At 58.1% G+C, this 16,744-nt stretch carries 16 protein-coding genes, 1 tRNA gene and 1 pseudogene; 6 read left to right on the top strand and 12 right to left on the bottom strand.

What is annotated here, in order from left to right; translation table 11 throughout:
* Nucleotides 1-197: 197 nt before the first annotated feature.
* Nucleotides 198-514, top strand: a pseudogene (locus AC1DMK_RS17910) (ATP-dependent DNA ligase); the annotation flags it as partial.
* Between the two features lie 35 nt (nt 515-549).
* Here the strand turns inward: AC1DMK_RS17910 and AC1DMK_RS17915 are convergent.
* From AC1DMK_RS17915 to AC1DMK_RS17925, 3 genes are all read right to left on the bottom strand, one after another.
* Nucleotides 550-699 carry a hypothetical protein gene (locus AC1DMK_RS17915; protein WP_477860791.1) on the bottom strand — a complete coding sequence of 50 codons (150 nt, stop codon included), beginning with the start codon at nt 697-699 and terminating at the stop codon, nt 550-552.
* 91 nt (nt 700-790) lie between these two features.
* Nucleotides 791-1,936, bottom strand: coding sequence for a thiamine pyrophosphate-dependent enzyme (locus AC1DMK_RS17920; RefSeq protein WP_477860793.1), 1,146 nt, complete (start codon nt 1,934-1,936; stop codon nt 791-793).
* Nucleotides 1,933-2,772, bottom strand: coding sequence for an isocitrate lyase/phosphoenolpyruvate mutase family protein (locus AC1DMK_RS17925; RefSeq protein ID WP_477860794.1), 840 nt, complete (start codon nt 2,770-2,772; stop codon nt 1,933-1,935). Before AC1DMK_RS17925 ends, AC1DMK_RS17920 begins: the two co-directional genes overlap by 4 nt.
* 93 nt (nt 2,773-2,865) lie before the next feature.
* Between AC1DMK_RS17925 and AC1DMK_RS17930 the strand changes: the two genes are divergently transcribed.
* The 3 genes from AC1DMK_RS17930 to AC1DMK_RS17940 all read left to right on the top strand — a co-directional run bounded on the left by AC1DMK_RS17930 (nt 2,866) and on the right by AC1DMK_RS17940 (nt 6,350).
* Nucleotides 2,866-3,447: an orotate phosphoribosyltransferase gene (locus AC1DMK_RS17930; protein ID WP_477860796.1), complete on the top strand. Its 582-nt coding sequence runs from the start codon at nt 2,866-2,868 to the stop codon at nt 3,445-3,447.
* Nucleotides 3,448-3,540: 93 nt separating this feature from the next.
* Entirely contained in the window at nt 3,541-4,971 is a 1,431-nt protein-coding gene (locus AC1DMK_RS17935; RefSeq protein WP_477860798.1) for a hypothetical protein, read from the top strand.
* The gene (locus AC1DMK_RS17940; protein WP_477860800.1) at nt 4,968-6,350 is read left to right on the top strand and encodes a Dyp-type peroxidase; all 1,383 of its coding nucleotides are present in this window, start codon (nt 4,968-4,970) and stop codon (nt 6,348-6,350) included. Before AC1DMK_RS17935 ends, AC1DMK_RS17940 begins: the two co-directional genes overlap by 4 nt.
* A gap of 171 nt (nt 6,351-6,521) precedes the next feature.
* Here the strand turns inward: AC1DMK_RS17940 and AC1DMK_RS17945 are convergent, their stop codons facing one another.
* From AC1DMK_RS17945 to xylF, 6 genes are all read right to left on the bottom strand, one after another.
* Nucleotides 6,522-7,721, bottom strand: a complete 1,200-nt coding sequence (locus tag AC1DMK_RS17945) for an IS256 family transposase (protein ID WP_477860802.1) — start codon at nt 7,719-7,721, stop codon at nt 6,522-6,524.
* Between the two features lie 133 nt (nt 7,722-7,854).
* On the bottom strand, nt 7,855-8,130 hold the full coding sequence (locus AC1DMK_RS17950) for a hypothetical protein (protein ID WP_477860803.1): 276 nt from the start codon (nt 8,128-8,130) through the stop codon (nt 7,855-7,857).
* Between the two features lie 244 nt (nt 8,131-8,374).
* Nucleotides 8,375-8,451 (bottom strand) — tRNA-Arg (locus AC1DMK_RS17955).
* A 131-nt stretch (nt 8,452-8,582) separates the two neighbouring features.
* Nucleotides 8,583-9,383: an ATP-binding cassette domain-containing protein gene (locus AC1DMK_RS17960; RefSeq protein WP_037058847.1), complete on the bottom strand. Its 801-nt coding sequence runs from the start codon at nt 9,381-9,383 to the stop codon at nt 8,583-8,585.
* 14 nt (nt 9,384-9,397) lie between these two features.
* Nucleotides 9,398-10,711, bottom strand: a complete 1,314-nt coding sequence (locus AC1DMK_RS17965) for a sugar ABC transporter permease (RefSeq protein ID WP_037058844.1) — start codon at nt 10,709-10,711, stop codon at nt 9,398-9,400.
* Between the two features lie 265 nt (nt 10,712-10,976).
* Nucleotides 10,977-12,017, bottom strand: a complete 1,041-nt coding sequence (gene xylF, locus AC1DMK_RS17970) for a D-xylose ABC transporter substrate-binding protein (protein WP_037058842.1) — start codon at nt 12,015-12,017, stop codon at nt 10,977-10,979.
* Nucleotides 12,018-12,244: 227 nt separating this feature from the next.
* On the opposite strand from xylF, the gene AC1DMK_RS17975 reads away from it, so the two are divergent.
* On the top strand, nt 12,245-13,468 hold the full coding sequence (locus AC1DMK_RS17975; RefSeq protein WP_477860806.1) for an ROK family transcriptional regulator: 1,224 nt from the start codon (nt 12,245-12,247) through the stop codon (nt 13,466-13,468).
* A gap of 98 nt (nt 13,469-13,566) precedes the next feature.
* On the opposite strand, the gene iolG is transcribed toward AC1DMK_RS17975, so the two are convergent.
* A complete protein-coding gene (iolG, locus tag AC1DMK_RS17980; protein WP_477860808.1) occupies nt 13,567-14,559 on the bottom strand; it encodes an inositol 2-dehydrogenase in 993 nt (330 codons plus the stop codon).
* 153 nt (nt 14,560-14,712) lie between these two features.
* On the opposite strand from iolG, the gene AC1DMK_RS17985 reads away from it, so the two are divergent.
* Nucleotides 14,713-14,967, top strand: coding sequence for a hypothetical protein (locus AC1DMK_RS17985; protein WP_477860809.1), 255 nt, complete (start codon nt 14,713-14,715; stop codon nt 14,965-14,967).
* Here AC1DMK_RS17985 and AC1DMK_RS17990 read toward each other — a convergent pair whose 3' ends face one another.
* On the bottom strand, nt 14,968-15,453 hold the full coding sequence (locus tag AC1DMK_RS17990; protein WP_477860811.1) for a hypothetical protein: 486 nt from the start codon (nt 15,451-15,453) through the stop codon (nt 14,968-14,970).
* A 57-nt stretch (nt 15,454-15,510) separates the two neighbouring features.
* Nucleotides 15,511-16,518 carry a LysR family transcriptional regulator gene (locus AC1DMK_RS17995; protein WP_477860813.1) on the bottom strand — a complete coding sequence of 336 codons (1,008 nt, stop codon included), beginning with the start codon at nt 16,516-16,518 and terminating at the stop codon, nt 15,511-15,513.
* Nucleotides 16,519-16,744 lie beyond the last annotated feature (226 nt).

Here is a 16,744-nt window from a genome sequence, read left to right on the forward strand (position 1 = left end):
CCCCACTGTCGCCCAACGGTATCTGATGCCATCCTCGTCGATCATGCCATCGACATACGTCTATCTGATCCGCACGGGAATCCCCCGCCCATGAGTCAATCAGACGCACCCTCGACAAATGACGATTCAGTTATTGTTCGGAGCAACCTTAGGTGCCATGCAATTCCTTCTTTAGTATCCGCTGAAGTAATCCACACATGACCGATCGACCACGTTCGAAGCCACTGCTCGCAGACGACAAGCCGTTGCAAGGGCGTGTCCGGCGAAAACGCGATCCTGCGCAGCCGAACCTTCCGCTGGATCCGATGCCGGATCGTGTCGAACCTTGGCGTTGTCGAAAATGAAGGCTCCGGTTGGCGAGCAGTGGCTCTACGAGATCAAGTTCGACGGCTACAGACTTGCGATCCACGTTGAACCTCGGCGTATCCGTATCCTGACGCGGGGCGGGCATGACTGGACTCACAGATTTCCCGGCATCGCGGCGGCTGCGCGCGAGCTTGGAGTCGCAACGGCTACCCAAGGATTTCTCTTTCCTAATGAGGGAAACGTTTAGTTTCGAGCAGGCGTATCTGGATTGGGGATGTCAGCAAAGTTCTCGGGCGGTTCGATGAGTGGGAAGCAGAAGCGAACCTCCACTGCGAGTGGCAGTACTCTCAGCGTCTCGTACATCGACAAATGCTTCGCGGTATCGATGGACAATCCTCAGACTCCCGCAGACTTTTTCGGCAACGACTTCACGTTCGAAGACCTGAACGATCAAATTAGCCAGACTATAGCTGCTCTTTGAGCCTTACGACCGGAGGAGGGAGCGCATTCGATCTGCTTGTAGCTTTCCACTAATACCAACCCTAGGAGAGAACGCTGCAGGGTCCCACCTCAACAGTGCCTCGATCAACAGAGGCGAACTAGCGCTAGATTGCTTGAGGAGGCCGGCGATCGCGATTGCGGAAGTGGATCTGACAGCCGATTGGTATCCGCAGGCAAGCGCGATGTGAGCAAAGCTCACCGTCCGACCCATGGAAAGTTGGCCGCCAGTCGATGCGTACCGACCATTGTTGAGCACAACATGCGTGAACCTTTTCGGGGCATATCCGCCAATGGTTGCGAGATTTCCGAGGCGCATGAGTGCAGCACCGTCTCCATCCAAAACAACCACATGTCGAGCCGAATATCGGGCGAGGCCAAACCCAACAGCGCTTGCACATCCCATGCCGCCCGCAAGATAAAGGTTTTCCGGACGGTCGCCGGACGCGGCCAGTGAGCGAGAGGCGTACCCAGCAGTTGAAACAAATATCGTGTCACTTGGGACCGTTGCCCTAAGTGCCGCAATCAACTCTAGCTGGCTTGATTGGGACGTCTCTTCGTCACCGTGCAACAGTTTTCCCTGCCCTTCTCTAGCCGTCGTCGGCTCGATTTGGAATGGTGCGTCGCCGCAAGGCTCAAGTGTGTCCTTCGGCACGACCAAGACTCCAGGGCGCCTTTGGTGAGCAATCTCAGCGTAGAGTTCGTCGATCGCAAAGGCGAGATGGGAGGAAGTTTTGGGCACGACGCGAATTGGAAGGCCAAGCGCGTCAACTAAACTCAGAAATGCACGACCGATAACCTCATGCTGCTCCTCATCCTGCTTGCCGGGCTCCCCTCGGGCCGAAACCAAGAATATGATTGGAGCTGCCATCACTGTCATCAACGATCCGATGGTCTCGATAGAGTCGCAGAAGCCTGAATTCTGCATGACTACAATGGGCGACTTTCCGGCGAGCCACGAACCGACCGCGATGCCGCAAGCCTCCGCCTCGCTGGACGCGCCAATGTAGTCGATCCGGTCATCACTCGACAGTTTAGTGAACACCTGCTTGAGGAATGAGCAAGGAACGCCAATCGCGACCGTGGTTCCGCGTTCACAAAGCGAGTTGATCAAATCCTCGGAGGCAATCATGCGCGTTCGGCGAGAAGCATTCGCCATTGTGGGTCTGTATGCTCAATGACAGTCTCCACACTGGCCATACCGAACTTCACAGAGCGATCCGAGCGTTCGGCGAACAGCAAGCGAGCCGCATCAGTCATCGCGGAGAGAGACGCTCTGAGCAATTGGTTTGCCCATATAACCCCAGATATTCCGAGTTGCTCGTAGACGTTCGGTGATGTCTGCCCAAACGTGGTGGGAATGATCAATACAGGGCATCGACCAGACCACGCTTGCATAAACGCCTCTATCTCGCAAATCGTCGACGCCTTAGAGTGCACAATCACTCCATCAGCCCCTGCTTCAGCATAAGCCTCGCATCTATCAATTGCTTCAGCTACGGGGTGCCCAACCGTAAGGCTCTCCGTCCGGCACAGGATAGCCATTGGAAGTGCTCCAACGGCGCGTCGGCACGCTTCGATTGTGGCAACATAACCCGATATCGCGCTCAACTCGTTGCAACCTACAAGCGAATTCTGTTTCGGGAAACGCTTATCTTCAAAGCTAATTCCGGCAATACCGCGTCGCGCCGCTTTAAAGGCAAATTGTGCAGCAATTTCTGTGCTACCGTGTCCCTCGTCGCCATCTAGGAGAATAGGACGGTCGGTAGCGTCGGCAATATTTGACGAAGCGCTCAGCACTTCGCTCCAGGAAAGTTGATTGCGGTCTTGGCGACCGTGTGTGGCTGATAATCCTAGGCTAGATGCCCAAACTCCGTCAAATCCAGCAGAAAGCCCGACACGGGCCGAGAGCACATCGTGCGCCCCGATTATGTGAGCAGTGCGCCCCAGTCTTGAGAAGAGCCGCATAATCTATCCAGCGTTGAACTGTGTCAAATTTTTACCTAGACGGGTACGTCAGTAAATGCTACTATAATTTCCACTAAAAAGTGGAGATTTGCTATGGGGAACGACACTAAGCAGGAGTTGATTGACCTTTATAAAAGCAGCGGAGCCGTAAATGTCAATAGGTCCTCTGGCTATGTAGTGAGGGGCATGAGAATAAGCCCATTTTATATTGACGGAATGCGGATTTCCACTTCTTCGAATGGCCTTAAACTTGCATGTTCTCTATTCCTTGAGCAAGCCCACGGCCTGAGTATTGATGCTGTCGCGGCGCCTAGTATCAGCGGAGTACCCTATGCAAGCGTACTGAGCCATGCGCTCGGTGTGAGGCTCATTATCGATAGGGGAACAGCGTCAAAGCACGGCATGAAGAAGCGAGTCGAGGGCGTGGTTCAGAAGGGTGATCGGGTGCTTGTTGTTGATGACATCGCCAAACGGGGCCAAACCCTTCTCGAAATCGGCGCAGAACTGGACGCGCTTGGCGCAAGCATTGTAAAGGCTTTAGTCGTCGTTGATGCGACAACTGCGCTCGAGCAAAAGCGGATTGCTGACGCCAACATAGTCTTCGAAGGCCTCATCCGGATTGAGGACATTGGCGTCCACCCAGAAATGACGCTCGATTTGTCGACTCAGCCTTAGGCCAGAAGCCTTCAGTCAGCGCACTTCATCCAGATCTGGACTCAAAGAGATCTTCAATAACGGAACATCAATCGTTTACCTGGGGGGCAGTCTATGACGCAGTGGGTATTCGAAGCACCTGGTTATGCTACCGATTTCCGAGACCCCGCCAATTGGCATACTGCCATGGCGAAGGAGGCACAGGACATCGTCATCCTACTACTCGCGACCGTCCTAAAGAAGGACCCGGCCGATATCACGACCGCCGATGTCCAGGCTCACGCTGCGGAGTTGGCTTATGTTAACCCCGTATGGGAGGAGTTGGATCCGGCCGCTGAAACCGTCGCCATTCGTGCTTGGGGCGCATTTCCACGTGCAGTAATACGCCGCGGACCTTGGAATGAATTCGTACCGACCGCCGTCGACCCCACCGGGATCTACCGCGCCGCTGAGCACCTCGGTGACGAGGATTTTGCGGCTGGCACGTTTGTAGATGGGCAGGACCGCGTCTTGCATCTACCTGTTCGCGACCGCCAGGACGAATATGTTGAATGGTATGCCCACCGGAATGCCAATGGCCAAATCATAAAGCTTGCCTTTGTAGCCGAGGGTTACGACTACTTTGCTACACTGTTCGAACACGACGAGCAGCGCGTGGTCGACATTTACAAGGAGTTCATCGGCGATAATAGCATCAAGACAGATCAATTGCGGGCTACTCACGGTATCTATCGGCGCGGTTCTAACGGCCGTCTAAGTGAAATTGTTGCGCCGGGAGGTTTCAATCCACGCAATAGTCTCAATATAGGCAGCGGGATCGTACATCTTAGTCATCGCGCTAACTCACTTGGCGCAGAGGTAAATCTGGCTGGAGTATCAGGTATTGCCCGCACAATTGCTTCCGGTGAGATGCTGGACGGTAGTGATGCCGAAAAACTGCTGTGCTGCAATGCGGGTGGAAATCCCAATCGCAACAGCGACCCTCTGATTTCGCAACAGGCGTATGCTCAGGTCCTCGGATCGTATCGGTATACCTTAGCCAATCCAGTTGGCCTTTACATCGCCGGAGTTGACGAGCAGGGCCTGCTGTTGCCCGACAATCAGACACCAGTTCCACGCGATTGGTGGTCGGTCCTTCGGGGTGCTGATCTTTGGGATGTGACCAAGAGTCGGGTACTTCGGCTCGAATTGACAATCCCTGACACTGAGAAGATTACCATTAGCGATCTCACAATAGGCGGGGCAAAGGTCGAGCATCCCGGCCAGATCGCCGAACTGCTGTCGGTCCACCTTTTCGTGACACGTTTCAAGCGAAATGGCACCGCGACAGGTCCGTCGGTTAAATGCGAGGCGACCTGCTGTATGAAGGACGGGTCCAGCGAGCTCAGTTTTGCCGATGAGATAGGGGGATGCGCGCCCGGCTGGTCGCCTCGATTCCCTGATCTACTTGCATCTGCCCACGCGCCCGAGGCCCTTGTCAGTGCAGTTGTCGCGGCCGGAGGGCCTCCGCCACACGCTATCTCGCAAAATCGCGCTCGGCGATGATGCTTGCAGTTGACGATATTCAGGGCATGATCCTGGGCGGCTTTAATACCGACTACCAAACGCTTCTGGCTTTAACGCTAATTGATGTCGCCCAAGCGCAAAGCGCCCTGGCTTGGCTGGCTCAGTTAGAAGCGGAGATCACTACTACCGCCATGGTTAGACAGACGCGGGTCGATATGAAGGCTGGGACTGCTATCCCTCCCTATTGGCTTGGCGTTGCGGTAGGCACACAGATCGTCGACCTGTTGCAAGACCTTTACCTGTTGGACTCGGCTTTCAATGGAGGGATGGTGAAGCGCAGTGCTTCGATCCTAGGAGACTTTACAGACCCTGATAACTGGGCATTGGGTGGCCCTGCCGATCCGATTGACGTTCTCCTCATCATTGGATCCAATAATCAGCTTTCTGTAGAAGGCGCCGCTGATGAACTCATCTCTCGCGCCGAGGTAGCCGGATTCAGATCAACCTATCGGGAGACTGGCGCGCGGCTCGTTGATGATCGGGAGCACTTTGGATTTCGCGATGGAATTTCGCAGCCCAAGGTCATTGGTTTTGACGATGGCGGCACGCTTGGGGCCGGCAACTTCGTATTTGGCTATGTCTCCGATCCAGGCGGTCCCATCATCCTCCCTGCGCGAGACGCGCGAGGGCTTGCGCCGAACGGCTCACTGTTGGTCCTCCGCCGGTTGAAACAAGATGTAGCAAGCTTCAGGAACTTCTGTGAGCAAGAAGCGCAACGAATCCAACACCAGTGGCCAGGCCTCACTGCCGACCGTCTGGCGGCTCTGATCGTAGGCCGCTGGCCTTCAGGCACCCCGGTTCGCAACGTCACTACACAGGATCCAGGCGATAATCCACCGGGAAACGATTTCGATTTTCGCGATGACCCCGACGGAAACCACTGCCCGTTCGCTGCTCACATTCGTAAGGTCAATCCACGCGAGGGTGCCCGCGATGAAGTAAATATTCCCAGAATCATCCGACGTGGCATCCCATTTGGACGCCCCGATGAGGAAGATCGCGGCCTTATTTTCATAGCCTTCCAGACTGCCATCCCAAATCAATTTGAGAAACTCACCCGCAAATGGATGAACGGTGCGATCAGTCCCAATCCAGGCAATGATTTGCTGGTCGGGCGCTCGCGCTCTGAACGCACAATGGAGATCATGAGCCCAAACGGTCCCGTCAAGATAAGTGATGGGGGACGGCAGTGGATCACGCCCACCGGAGGCGCTTACCTGTTTGCTCCAAGTCGCAGCGCGCTTGCTAAGTTTGGCGACCCCCCTTCTGCTTCACTGCTCTGGCATGTCCAAACGTTGTTCAAGAAAAATTTCGATCGGGTAACCCGCATAATGAGCAGTACAGTTGGCTTAAATTAAAAGCCTTGATTATGCGTCTTCGCCTGTCCGGATTCTGTCATCTGAATCTGTCTGTTGCGTCGTCGGTACTGATAAGTCACAAAGCGATGAGAGCCAGGAGCGGATCGTGTCCCGGGAGGTGGTGTAGGTCGCGGCTGATGGCCGTGCTTTCCGACATAGAGCCGGAGGATATCAGCGTGCCACGGCGGGCAAACTGATTTGCGGATCATCGCTCATTTGGGCCATGGTCTCAAGCGTCATATACCTGGCGCGTTGGACGGCCCACTCGTCGTTCTGTTCGAGCAGCAGCGCGCCAACGAGACGGACGATGGCTTCGTCATTCGGAAAGATGCCAACGACCTCGGTGCGGCGCTTGATTTCGCCGTTGAGACGCTCGATCGGATTCGTCGAATGCAGCTTTGCCCGGTGCTCTTTCGGRAAGGTCATRTAGGCGAGCACATCGTCTTCAGCGTYGTCCATGATGGTGGCGAGCTTCGGCACTTTCGGTCTGATCTGGTCGGCGACGCTGCGCCATTGAGCGCTTGCTGCCTCCGGCGTCTCCTGGGCGAAGGCTGTGGCGATGAAGGCGGATACAACCCGCCTCCCGCTCTTTCCGGCATGCGCCAGCACATTCCTCATGAAGTGAACGCGGCACCGCTGCCATGTCGCATTGAGGACCTTGGAAACGGCAGCTTTGAGGCCCTCATGCGCATCGGAGACAACCAACTTCACCCCGCGTAGACCTCGGCGTGTCAGCCTGCGAAGGAACTCCGTCCAGATCGGCTCAGCTTCCGACGTGCCGACCTCCATGCCCAGGACTTCGCGCCGACCGTCGTTATTGACGCCGACGGCGATAATGACGGCGACCGAGACGATGCGGCCGCCACGCCGGACCTTGAGATAGGTCGCGTCCACCCAGACGTATGGCCACTCGCCCTCGATGGGACGATCGAGGAACGCCTTCACCTTGACGTCGATCTCTTCGCACAGGCGCGACACCTGGCTCTTGGAGATGCCGCTCATCCCCATGGCTTTGACCAGGTCATCGACAGAACGCGTCGATATTCCTTGTATGTACGCCTCCTGGATAACCGCCGTCAGAGCTTTCTCTGCCATGCGGCGCGGTTCAAGGAAGCTCGGAAAGTAGCTGCCTTTGCGCAGCTTCGGGATGCGAAGCTCGACCGTTCCAGCTCGCGTTTCCCAATCCCGATCACGGTAGCCATTGCGTTGTGCGAGCCGCATCGGGTTCTTCTCGCCGAAGTCAGCACCGGTGGCTCCGCCAACCTCCAGCTCCATCAGCCGCTCGGCAGCAAAGCCGATCATCTCACGCAACAAATCTGCATCGGCACTCTTCTCAACAAGCGAACGCACGTTCATCATGTCATTGGTCATCGGTGATCTTTCCGTCAGGTTGGTCTTGAACAACCCGACCCTAGCGGAAAACACTGATGGCCGCCCGCAAAGCCGATCACCCGCTACAGCGCAATGAAACGCGCGGGCGCTCGGCTTTACTCCMTACCGTCACCTACACCACGTACTGGGACACGATCGAAAACCGCGCGATCAGATCCGGTACTTGATACTTCTGTTTTGCTTGGACGGGCACTATTTGCTGGTCCAGCTTGTGGATCATCGCGCATTTACCGAGCCAGTTGGCCACCACCATGAACTCGTCTTCTACGGGAAGACCAATGTTCAGTCGGCGCACGACCTTTGCCAGCTCCTGCGCGTCACCTTTCCAGGCGAGCTTCTCCAAGGCTTCGTGGAACAGGCGAGCAAGATCGTCGGGGGTTGTTTGCAAGATGAAGGCTCCTTCGGGAGTGTTCTGATAAGAGACCTGCAACTAATAGTCTATCATTCCTTAGCGCGCCGCTTCTTCGGTTTCCGACTTGCGCCACCTTTTCGTGAGTGATTTTCGGGGCGCAGGTGCGACGTAGTCCGGTATGAAATGGCCCTTCTTCCAAGCGGGCACGAAATCCCCAGCCCAGTATCTTGAGAGTGTGCGGTTGAAAAGACTGAAATATAAATGATTTCAAGGAGTTCAGTGGCGCACCCGACAGGATTCGAACCTGTGACCTTTGGAATCGGAATCCAACACTCTATCCAGCTGAGCTACGGGTGCATGCCTGAGGCGGTTCGAGTCGCCTGTCCGATGGGTGGTTCTTAGCCTAGCTTTCTCTCAGCATCAATGTCCAAAATTGAAAAGTCCGCCGTTCTTGCAAACGGCGGACCTATTGGTTTCGTTCGGCGCGTTCAAACCTGCATAGCGCCGGGGCCGGGGATGGCTTTGGGCGGGACCTTGCCGAGGATGATCATGCCGAGAACCTCGTCCTTGGTTACGTCTTCGGTGCGGGCGTGGCCGACAACCTGGCCGTTCTTCATGACCGAGACGCGGTCGGCAAGGTCGAAGACGTCATGGATGTCGTGGCTGATGAGGAAGATGCCGATGCCTTCCTTCTTCAACTGCTTGATGAGCTCGCCGACCTGCGCCGTTTCCTGCGGACCAAGGGCGGCCGTCGGCTCGTCCATGATCAGGATGCGGGCGTTGAAGAGGATCGCGCGGGCGATCGCCACGGATTGCCGCTGGCCGCCGGACAGCGCCTTCACTGGCTCCTTGAAGCGGCGGAAGTTCGGGTTCAGCCGTCCCATCACTTCGCGGGCGGAGGCCTCCATGGCGACGTCGTCGAGGGTGCCCCACTTCGTCTTCAGCTCGCGGCCGAGATAGAGGTTGGCTGCGGCGTCGACATTGTCGGCGACGGCGAGCGTCTGGTAGATCGTCTCGATGCCATACTTCTTTGCATCGCGCGGATTGCGGATGTCAGCCGGTTCCCCTTCGATCAGGATTTCGCCGCTGTCGCGCTTGTAAGCGCCGGAGAGGATCTTGATCAGCGTCGACTTGCCCGCGCCGTTATGGCCGAGGAGGGCGACGACTTCGCCGGGGTAGAGGTCGACGGAGGCGTTGTCGACGGCATGGATGCCACCGAAGGAGATCGAAATGTTCTTCAGCTCGACAAGAGGCGCGTTCTTGCTTTGGGGAGTGCGTTGATCAGTCATGTTTCGGACTCCTCTTACTTGGCACGCGAGCGATAGACGGTGTCGAGCCAGACGGCAACGACGAGGACCGCGCCGACAACGACGCTTTGTAGCGGCGTGTCGACATGGGCCAGCACCATGCCCGACTGGAGTGACTGCATCACGAGCGCGCCGAGCATGGCGCCGGCAATCGTGCCGGTGCCGCCCGCAAGCGACGTGCCGCCGATGACGGCTGCAGCGATCGTATAAAGTTCGTCAAGCGTACCCTGGGAATTGGTGGCGGCGTTGAGACGCGCCGTCGAGATGGCCGCGGCGATCGCCGCCAAGATGCCCATCAGAGCGAAGATGCGCACGGTCACCCAGCGGGTCTTGATGCCGGCGAGCTCGGCAGCCTCCGGATTGCCGCCGATTGCGAAGACATAGCGGCCGAAGCGCAGGCGGGTGGCAATGAACGTCATGATGATGCCGGTGATGATCGCGATCAGGACCGGAACGGCTATACCGTAGGGGATATCCAGGCCGGTTTCAGGCCAGGGGATGTTGTTCGCTTCCGCATACTTCTTGGCTATGTTGATCGGCCAGTAGTAGCTGTTGGCGATCCAGACCGCCCCGAGGATCAGCACGCAGGAAAGTGCCGAGAGGAAATACTCCGCCCAGAGCGGACGGCGCGGGAAGCCGAAGCGCTTGCGCTGCCGGCGGGAGTTGGCGATGCTGCCGATGACGAACAGGCAGGCGATGATACCGACGATCCAGCTCCAGGTCGCGCCGATGGAACCCTCGGCGCCGCCGCCCATGATGCGGAAGGTCTGGTCCATCGGAGCGACGGTCTGGCCGCTGGTGACCAGCCAGGTGGCGCCGCGCCAGACGAGCAGGCCGCCGAGCGTGACGATAAATGAGGGAACGTTGAGGAAAGCGATGATGAGGCCCTGAAAGCCGCCGATCAACGCGCCGGCCAGGATGCCGACCAGCAAGGTGATGATCCAGGTGAACTGGCTGTCGAAGCCGACAAGTCCCGGCAGGATCTTGGCTTGCGTCACGCCCATGATCATGCCGCAGAGGCCAAGCACGGAGCCGACCGACAGGTCGATGTTGCGGGTCACGATGATGAGCACCATGCCGGTCGTCATGATCGCGATATCGGTCGTCTGAACCGACAGGTTCCAGAGGTTGCGCGGCGTGAGGAACAGCCCCCCGGTGATGAAGTGAAAACCGATCCAGATAAGGACGAGCGCGCCAATCATGCCAAGAAGGCGCGTATCGATTTCGGTGGCGCGGAAGAAGCGGCTGATAGCACTGCCCTCGGCCACGCTCGGTCCGCTTGAAGTTGTGGATTTTACCATTTCGGCCATGGGTTTGCCGTTCCCCCACTGTTTGGACTTGCTGCCGGGCACCGTCGAACCGTTGCCCGCTTAGCGTCCTGTTCTTGTACTGACCATCGCCGTGCTTCCGGCATTTCGGTCGCTTGGGTCCCGCGACACGATACCGGCAGGGAATCAAAGTACGCGATGGTGCGATGAGGCGGAGAAACCATCAGCTGATGGTTCAAATCCGCGTCCGGCGCCGCAACGGTGTTGACCGTTGCGGCGCCGGTAATCTTTGCCTTGCGGCTATCTGTTAGTCGCAAGCCTTGGTGCTGCCGGCCTTGACGCCCTGGCAGGCTTCAGCCTTGGAGATCCAGCCCGCGTCGATGACGACATTCAGGTTGTCCTTGGTGATCGGAAGCGGCTTGAGGAAGACCGATTCCATGGCCACGCCCTTGGCGCCGCCCTTGAAGGTCTGGACGCCTTCGACTTCGGTCATCTTCTTGCCGCCGGCCAGATCGAGAGCGATTTCTGCAGCGCGCTTGCCGAGTTCGCGGCTATCCTTCCAGACGGAAACCGTCTGCGTGCCGAGCGCGACGCGGTTCAGTGCGGCCTTGTCGGCATCCTGACCGGAAACCGGTACGGATCCGGCGAGGCCCTGTGCGTCGAGAGCTGCGATCGCGCCACCGGCAGTACCGTCGTTTGCGGCAACAACGGCATCAACCTTGTTGTTGTTCGCGGTCAGGAACTGTTCCATGTTGCGCTGCGCGTTTTCAGGCAGCCAGCCGTCGGTGTAGGCTTCGCCGACATTCTTGATCTTGCCGGCGTCGATGGCGGGCTTGAGAACTTCCATCGCGCCTGCGAAGAGGAAGTCAGCGTTCGGGTCGGACGACGAACCCTTGATGAAGACGTAGTTGCCTTCCGGCTTGACGTTGAAAACGCCCTTCGCCTGCATGCGGCCGACTTCCTTGTTGTCGAAGGTCAGGTAGAATGCAGCCGGGTTTTCGATCAGGCGGTCGTAGCCGACGACCGGGATACCTTCAGCAGCGGCCTTTTCGATGGCCGGGCCGATTGCATCGGAGTCCTGAGCGAGAATGATGAGAGCGTTTGCGCCCTGYGAAATCAGCGATTCAACGTCCGTCAGCTGCTTTGCGGCAGACGACTGCGCGTCTGCGGAGATGTATTTCGCGCCCTTGGCTTCCAGTGCCTTCTTGATGGCAGCTTCGTCGGTCTTCCAGCGTTCTTCCTGGAAGTTGGACCAGGAAACGCCGACGACGAGGTCGGCAGCCATGGCGGCCGTATGCACCGTCACGAGGATGGCAGCGCCGGCCATCAGCTTCAAAATAGACTTCATATTATCCTCCCGAATGGATTGCGGCCAGCCCCAGCCAGTGGTTCCTCCGACCGCCGCGGTTTGCTGTCGAGAAGGGTCTTAATTATTTTCTCGACAGTCGAGAAATTAAGTGTCAGAGATTTTTTCAACTGTCAACACTGCACTACCGGCTTAATTTCCATCGCGGAAAGGTTGTTGGAGATGCGGTGTGAAGGAGGGCGGATTGCGAGGGGGAGAGGCAGGCATACATGCTGACCAAGTCGAGCACGGAGTTGGTCCGGCAGCGTAACAGTGTGCTGGTACTCGCCGCGCTTCGAAGGCACGGCGCACTGGCGCATACGGAGATTTCGGATTTCACAAAACTCTCGTCTGCCACCATTTCGGCCATTACCGCCGATCTGGAGAAGGCGCAGATCATCGAGAAATCCGAGCATCAGGCGGCGGGCGGCAGGGGGCGGCCGCGTGTGCTTTTTCGGCAGCGGCGCGATTGCGGCTACCTGATCGTGGTGATCATTTCTTCGGACGGCGTGCAATACTCGCTGGTCGACTATGCGGGGAAGCTGATCGACCGATTCAGCGAGGACCGATCGCATGATCCGGCCGGTGCCGATCGATTCGTGGCTTCGGTCCGGGAGGGGCTGGCGCGGCTCCTTGCCCGTTCACGGATAGTGCAGGAAAAGGTCCTGCTCATATCGATCAGCAGCAAGGGGCTGGTGAATTCGACCGAACCCGTGCTCGTCTGGTCGCCGATCTTCGGCAGCAATCAGATCGATTTCGAATCGGCACTGCGACCGGATTGGCGGGCAAAGATCATCCTGGATAACGAGACCTTGCTCGTTGCTGCCGCACTTGGTGTCCATGAAGACAATCTGAAAGGCGCAGACTTTCGTTCGCTCGCGGCCTTGTCTCTCGGCCACAGTATCGGGCTTGGCATCGTCAAGCGGACAGCGCCGGGCGAGCGCGAGATCTCGGCGCCCAATTTCGGGCACATGCTGCACATGGCAAACGGCGGCCTTTGTCGCTGCGGCAGCAAGGGATGCATCGAGGCATATGCGGGTTTTTACGCCATTTTGCGGATGGCCTTCGAGGTCCCGCTCGATACGATCCCGGCCAAGTTCGTGCCGATCGCCGAACTGGACAAGATTGCCGTCAAGGCGCGTCAGGGGCATCGTATGTCGGCGTTTGCCTTCCGGCAGGCTGGCGTCGCGCTTGGCAACGGGCTCTCGCGCTTGCTCAGCCTAACGGAACGCATGCCGATCGCGATCACCGGGCCCGGCACGCGCTACTACGATTTGCTGCGCCAGGGGATCGAGGACGGCCTCGGCCAGTCGCATGTCGTGCGGATGGAGGGAATGCCGGAGATCCGGGTCGTCGCGGACGAGCAGATTCTCGTCTTCGAGGGGCATTTGAACAGGGCGTTGTCCGTGATCGACCAGGATATCGTGTTCTCCGGCATACAGGGATCCGACTGACCGCGGGATGCGGTCGCGCAACCTCATGGGATGAACGGGAGATGGCCGGGCAGAGGCCCGGCCATCTCATGTGCGGCCTTCGGTCGGGAGAGGAGCCGTCAGCCGATCTTGATGAGCTTGCCTTCCTTGACGGATTGGAGGGCCGCATCCGCCAGTGCCAGCGCTGCAAGACCGTCGGCACCCGAAGGCGAAATCGCCGCGCCCTTCTCGATGGACGCGATGAAGCTCGCGATCTCGTTGGCGTAGGCTTCGGTATAGCGCGTCATGAAGAAGTCGTGCAGCGGCGGCCTGGTGTAGCCTTCGCCGTTGGCGACCTCGATGGAGACCGGGCGCTGGTTCTCGGCGGCGACCATGCCCTTGGAACCATGCACTTCGATGCGCTGGTCGTAGCCGTAGGTGGCACGACGCGAGTTGGAGATGACCGCCTGTTTGCCCGATTTGGTTTGCAGGATCACCGAGACGCTATCGTAGTCGCCGGCTTCGCCGATTGCCTTGTCGACGAGGACTGCTGCCGTGGCGGTTACGGAAACCGGTTCTTCGCCCAGCAGGAAGCGGGCCATGTCGAAATCGTGGATCGTCATGTCACGGAAGATGCCGCCGGAGCGCTTGATGTAGTCGACCGGCGGGGCGCCCGGATCGCGCGAGGTGATCGTCACCATTTCGACGTCGCCGATTCGGCCGTCGTCGATGGTCTTGCGCACCGCCATGAAATGCGGGTCGAAGCGGCGGTTGAAGCCGACCATCAGCTTGCCCTTGGTTTCGGCGACAACCTTGATGCAGGCCTTGACGCGGGCAACGTCGAGGTCGATCGGCTTTTCGCAGAAGATCGCTTTGCCGGCGCGGGCGAAGCGCTCGATCAGGTCGGCGTGCGTATCGGTTGGCGTGCAGATGACGACAGCGTCGATGTCCTTGGCGGCTTCGATTGCCTCAATGGTGCGGATCTCGCACCCGTATGCCGCCGCGATCGCATCGGCTGCCTGCGGGAAGGCGTCGGCGACGGCCACCAGCTTGGCGTTGGCGTCGCTGCTGACCGCCTTGGCGTGGACCTTGCCGATGCGACCGGCGCCGAGAAGACCAAATCTGACTGTCATGAGAACCTCCCTTGAATTCGGAATGAAATAACCGAACTGCTATAATTGTGGAATTTTCATTCCATTTTATGTGTTCGACGTCAAGCCCGCCACCCTTTCACATTTATGAAATCCATCCTAAAGACATGTGACAGGTTTACACGCGGGAATGACATGCAACTGATTGATCCAAACCATCCGGTCTACCGCCCGCTATGGGTGCGCATTCTGATCGTCGTCGTCTGCTTCGGCTGGGCATTGATGGAAACCACCAGGGGCGATCCATTCTGGGCGGTTCTGGCAGCCGGCGCGGGTGCCTATTCCATCTATATGCTGTTCTGGAGCTACAAGCCGTCGGCGCCGGTGCAGGCGCAGCCCGAGGCGACGAGCGAGCCGGAAGAGGAAGACGTCAGAAAAGACGCGGAATAATCATCGACCGAGCCGTTTGATCGCCTCGTCTATCATCAGGTTGGCGATCGTCATGCGCTTTGCGGCATTCTCGCGGAATCGCGCATCCACCCCATCCGGATGGTTCTTTTTTGCGAAGGCGCGGCGTTTTTCGCCAAGGCTTTGAACCGTATCGCGCGCTGAGATGGAGAGTTCGGTGGCGACCTCCTGCGGGGAGATCCGCGAGAGGTGCTCTGGCATGACAGGCTCGGGTGGGGGCTCCGGCTCCGGTACGGATTGAGCCGGGGGTATTTCTTCTTCAGTCGGCACATCGAATTCCAGGATGTCGAGATAGGCCTGGCCGGGCTTTGCCGACGCTGTCGACACCCCCTCCATGACGTCGAAGGCAAGGCCGGTCGTAAAGCCGTGAATGCGGCTGGAAGGCTGGACGTCATGCTCATCGCGATCGTCGTCGTCCGCTTTCAAGCGGTCGAGCACGGACTGGAATACCGATTGGCCAAACAGCATAGGCGCGCTTCCTCTCAACGGCGCGCATTAGACGCGCGCAACATGGCGCCGAGCTTGTCAGGCTGGGCCGCCCCTCTTGCTTTCGGCGAGAACGAGATCGTAGAGCAGCCGGGCGCTTGGAGGCAAAGCGCGTTCCCTTGCCGTGATCAGGCTGTAGGGCCTGACATTGATCTCGAAATCAATCGGCAGGACCCGCACGTCGGCGGCCTTCGATTGCTGCGTGGCCAGAAACTGGGCGACGTCGATGGCGATCGGCGCAATGGCGTTCGTTTGGCAGATGATCGCACAGGTCAGCAGCAGAGACGACGTGTTGACGATGTTTTCAGGCAGCGGAACACTGTGCGTGAGGAACAGATCMTCGATCGTTCTGCGCAGAAGCGTCCCGGGCGGCTGGAACACCCAATCATAAAGCGGCAGGTCGGCAAGGCTTGCTGTGGCGTTTTTCAGAAGCGGGTGACCGCTGCGAACAATCAGGCAGGCCCTCTCGACGCCGATTTCCTGAACCTCGAACAATCGCGGGTTCAGGTCATCGGGAATGCGGCTGATGATGAAGTCGTGCCGCGCGGCGAGCAGTTCTCGCGCGAGCACATTGCTGGTCTCGACCTGGATGTTCACCTCTATGCCGGGAAAAGCCGTCCGCACTTCCTTGATGGCCGGTACGACAAGGCTCATGGCGGGTGCGGTCACCGCGCCAATGAACACGGAGCCGCCCTTGCCGGACTTCAGCTCACCTATTTCGCGGCTAACCTCCCGCAGTTCCAGCATGATCTTGCGCGCACGTCTGGCGAGAGCCTCGCCGAAGGTCGTCAGCACAACGCCACGCGCGACGCGCTCGTAAAGAGGTGTCTTCAGAATCGATTCCATTTCCGCCAGCATGCGCGATGCAGCCGGCTGGGAAATATTCAGCGCTTCTGCCGCGGCCGAAATCTGCCCGCTATCTTCGATTGCGACAATCATGCGCAGGTGATTCAGCTTGAGTCCCGCCCTCAGAAGGCCGTCATCCCCCAGAGTGTCGGTTCGTATATCGACGTGATCGAGCGCCTGAGGTTCTAAATTAATCGCCATGGTTGCGGCCTCCCAACCGCGTTCCATTAAAAGTAATACTTTTTAACGATATACCAAAATTGTTATGCACTTTGCCAGTTATTCTATTTGACAGTTATAGGAATCCATACCAGTTTGCCGCCGTGTGCTGGTTGGCACTCAACACGTGTGAGAGCGTGGAGGAGACCTACTTCGTTTCTCACAATCTGAAGTAATTTTCCAAGACGGAACCTGCCACAGTTTCGGG

Source organism: Rhizobium sp. 05L419 (genome assembly GCF_056397845.1).

Excerpts from the sequence above, each read along its gene's own strand:
- AC1DMK_RS17975 (WP_477860806.1), top strand. The coding sequence starts at position 12,245 with ATGCTGACCAAGTCGAGCACGGAGTTGGTCCGGCAGCGTAACAGTGTG.
- AC1DMK_RS17935 (WP_477860798.1), top strand. The coding sequence starts at position 3,541 with ATGACGCAGTGGGTATTCGAAGCACCTGGTTATGCTACCGATTTCCGA.
- AC1DMK_RS17930 (WP_477860796.1), top strand. The coding sequence starts at position 2,866 with ATGGGGAACGACACTAAGCAGGAGTTGATTGACCTTTATAAAAGCAGC.
- AC1DMK_RS17985 (WP_477860809.1), top strand. The coding sequence starts at position 14,713 with ATGCAACTGATTGATCCAAACCATCCGGTCTACCGCCCGCTATGGGTG.
- AC1DMK_RS17925 (WP_477860794.1), bottom strand. The coding sequence starts at position 2,772 with ATGCGGCTCTTCTCAAGACTGGGGCGCACTGCTCACATAATCGGGGCG.
- iolG (WP_477860808.1), bottom strand. The coding sequence starts at position 14,559 with ATGACAGTCAGATTTGGTCTTCTCGGCGCCGGTCGCATCGGCAAGGTC.
- AC1DMK_RS17990 (WP_477860811.1), bottom strand. The coding sequence starts at position 15,453 with ATGCTGTTTGGCCAATCGGTATTCCAGTCCGTGCTCGACCGCTTGAAA.
- AC1DMK_RS17940 (WP_477860800.1), top strand. The coding sequence starts at position 4,968 with ATGATGCTTGCAGTTGACGATATTCAGGGCATGATCCTGGGCGGCTTT.
- AC1DMK_RS17960 (WP_037058847.1), bottom strand. The coding sequence starts at position 9,383 with ATGACTGATCAACGCACTCCCCAAAGCAAGAACGCGCCTCTTGTCGAG.
- AC1DMK_RS17920 (WP_477860793.1), bottom strand. The coding sequence starts at position 1,936 with ATGATTGCCTCCGAGGATTTGATCAACTCGCTTTGTGAACGCGGAACC.
- AC1DMK_RS17965 (WP_037058844.1), bottom strand. The coding sequence starts at position 10,711 with ATGGCCGAAATGGTAAAATCCACAACTTCAAGCGGACCGAGCGTGGCC.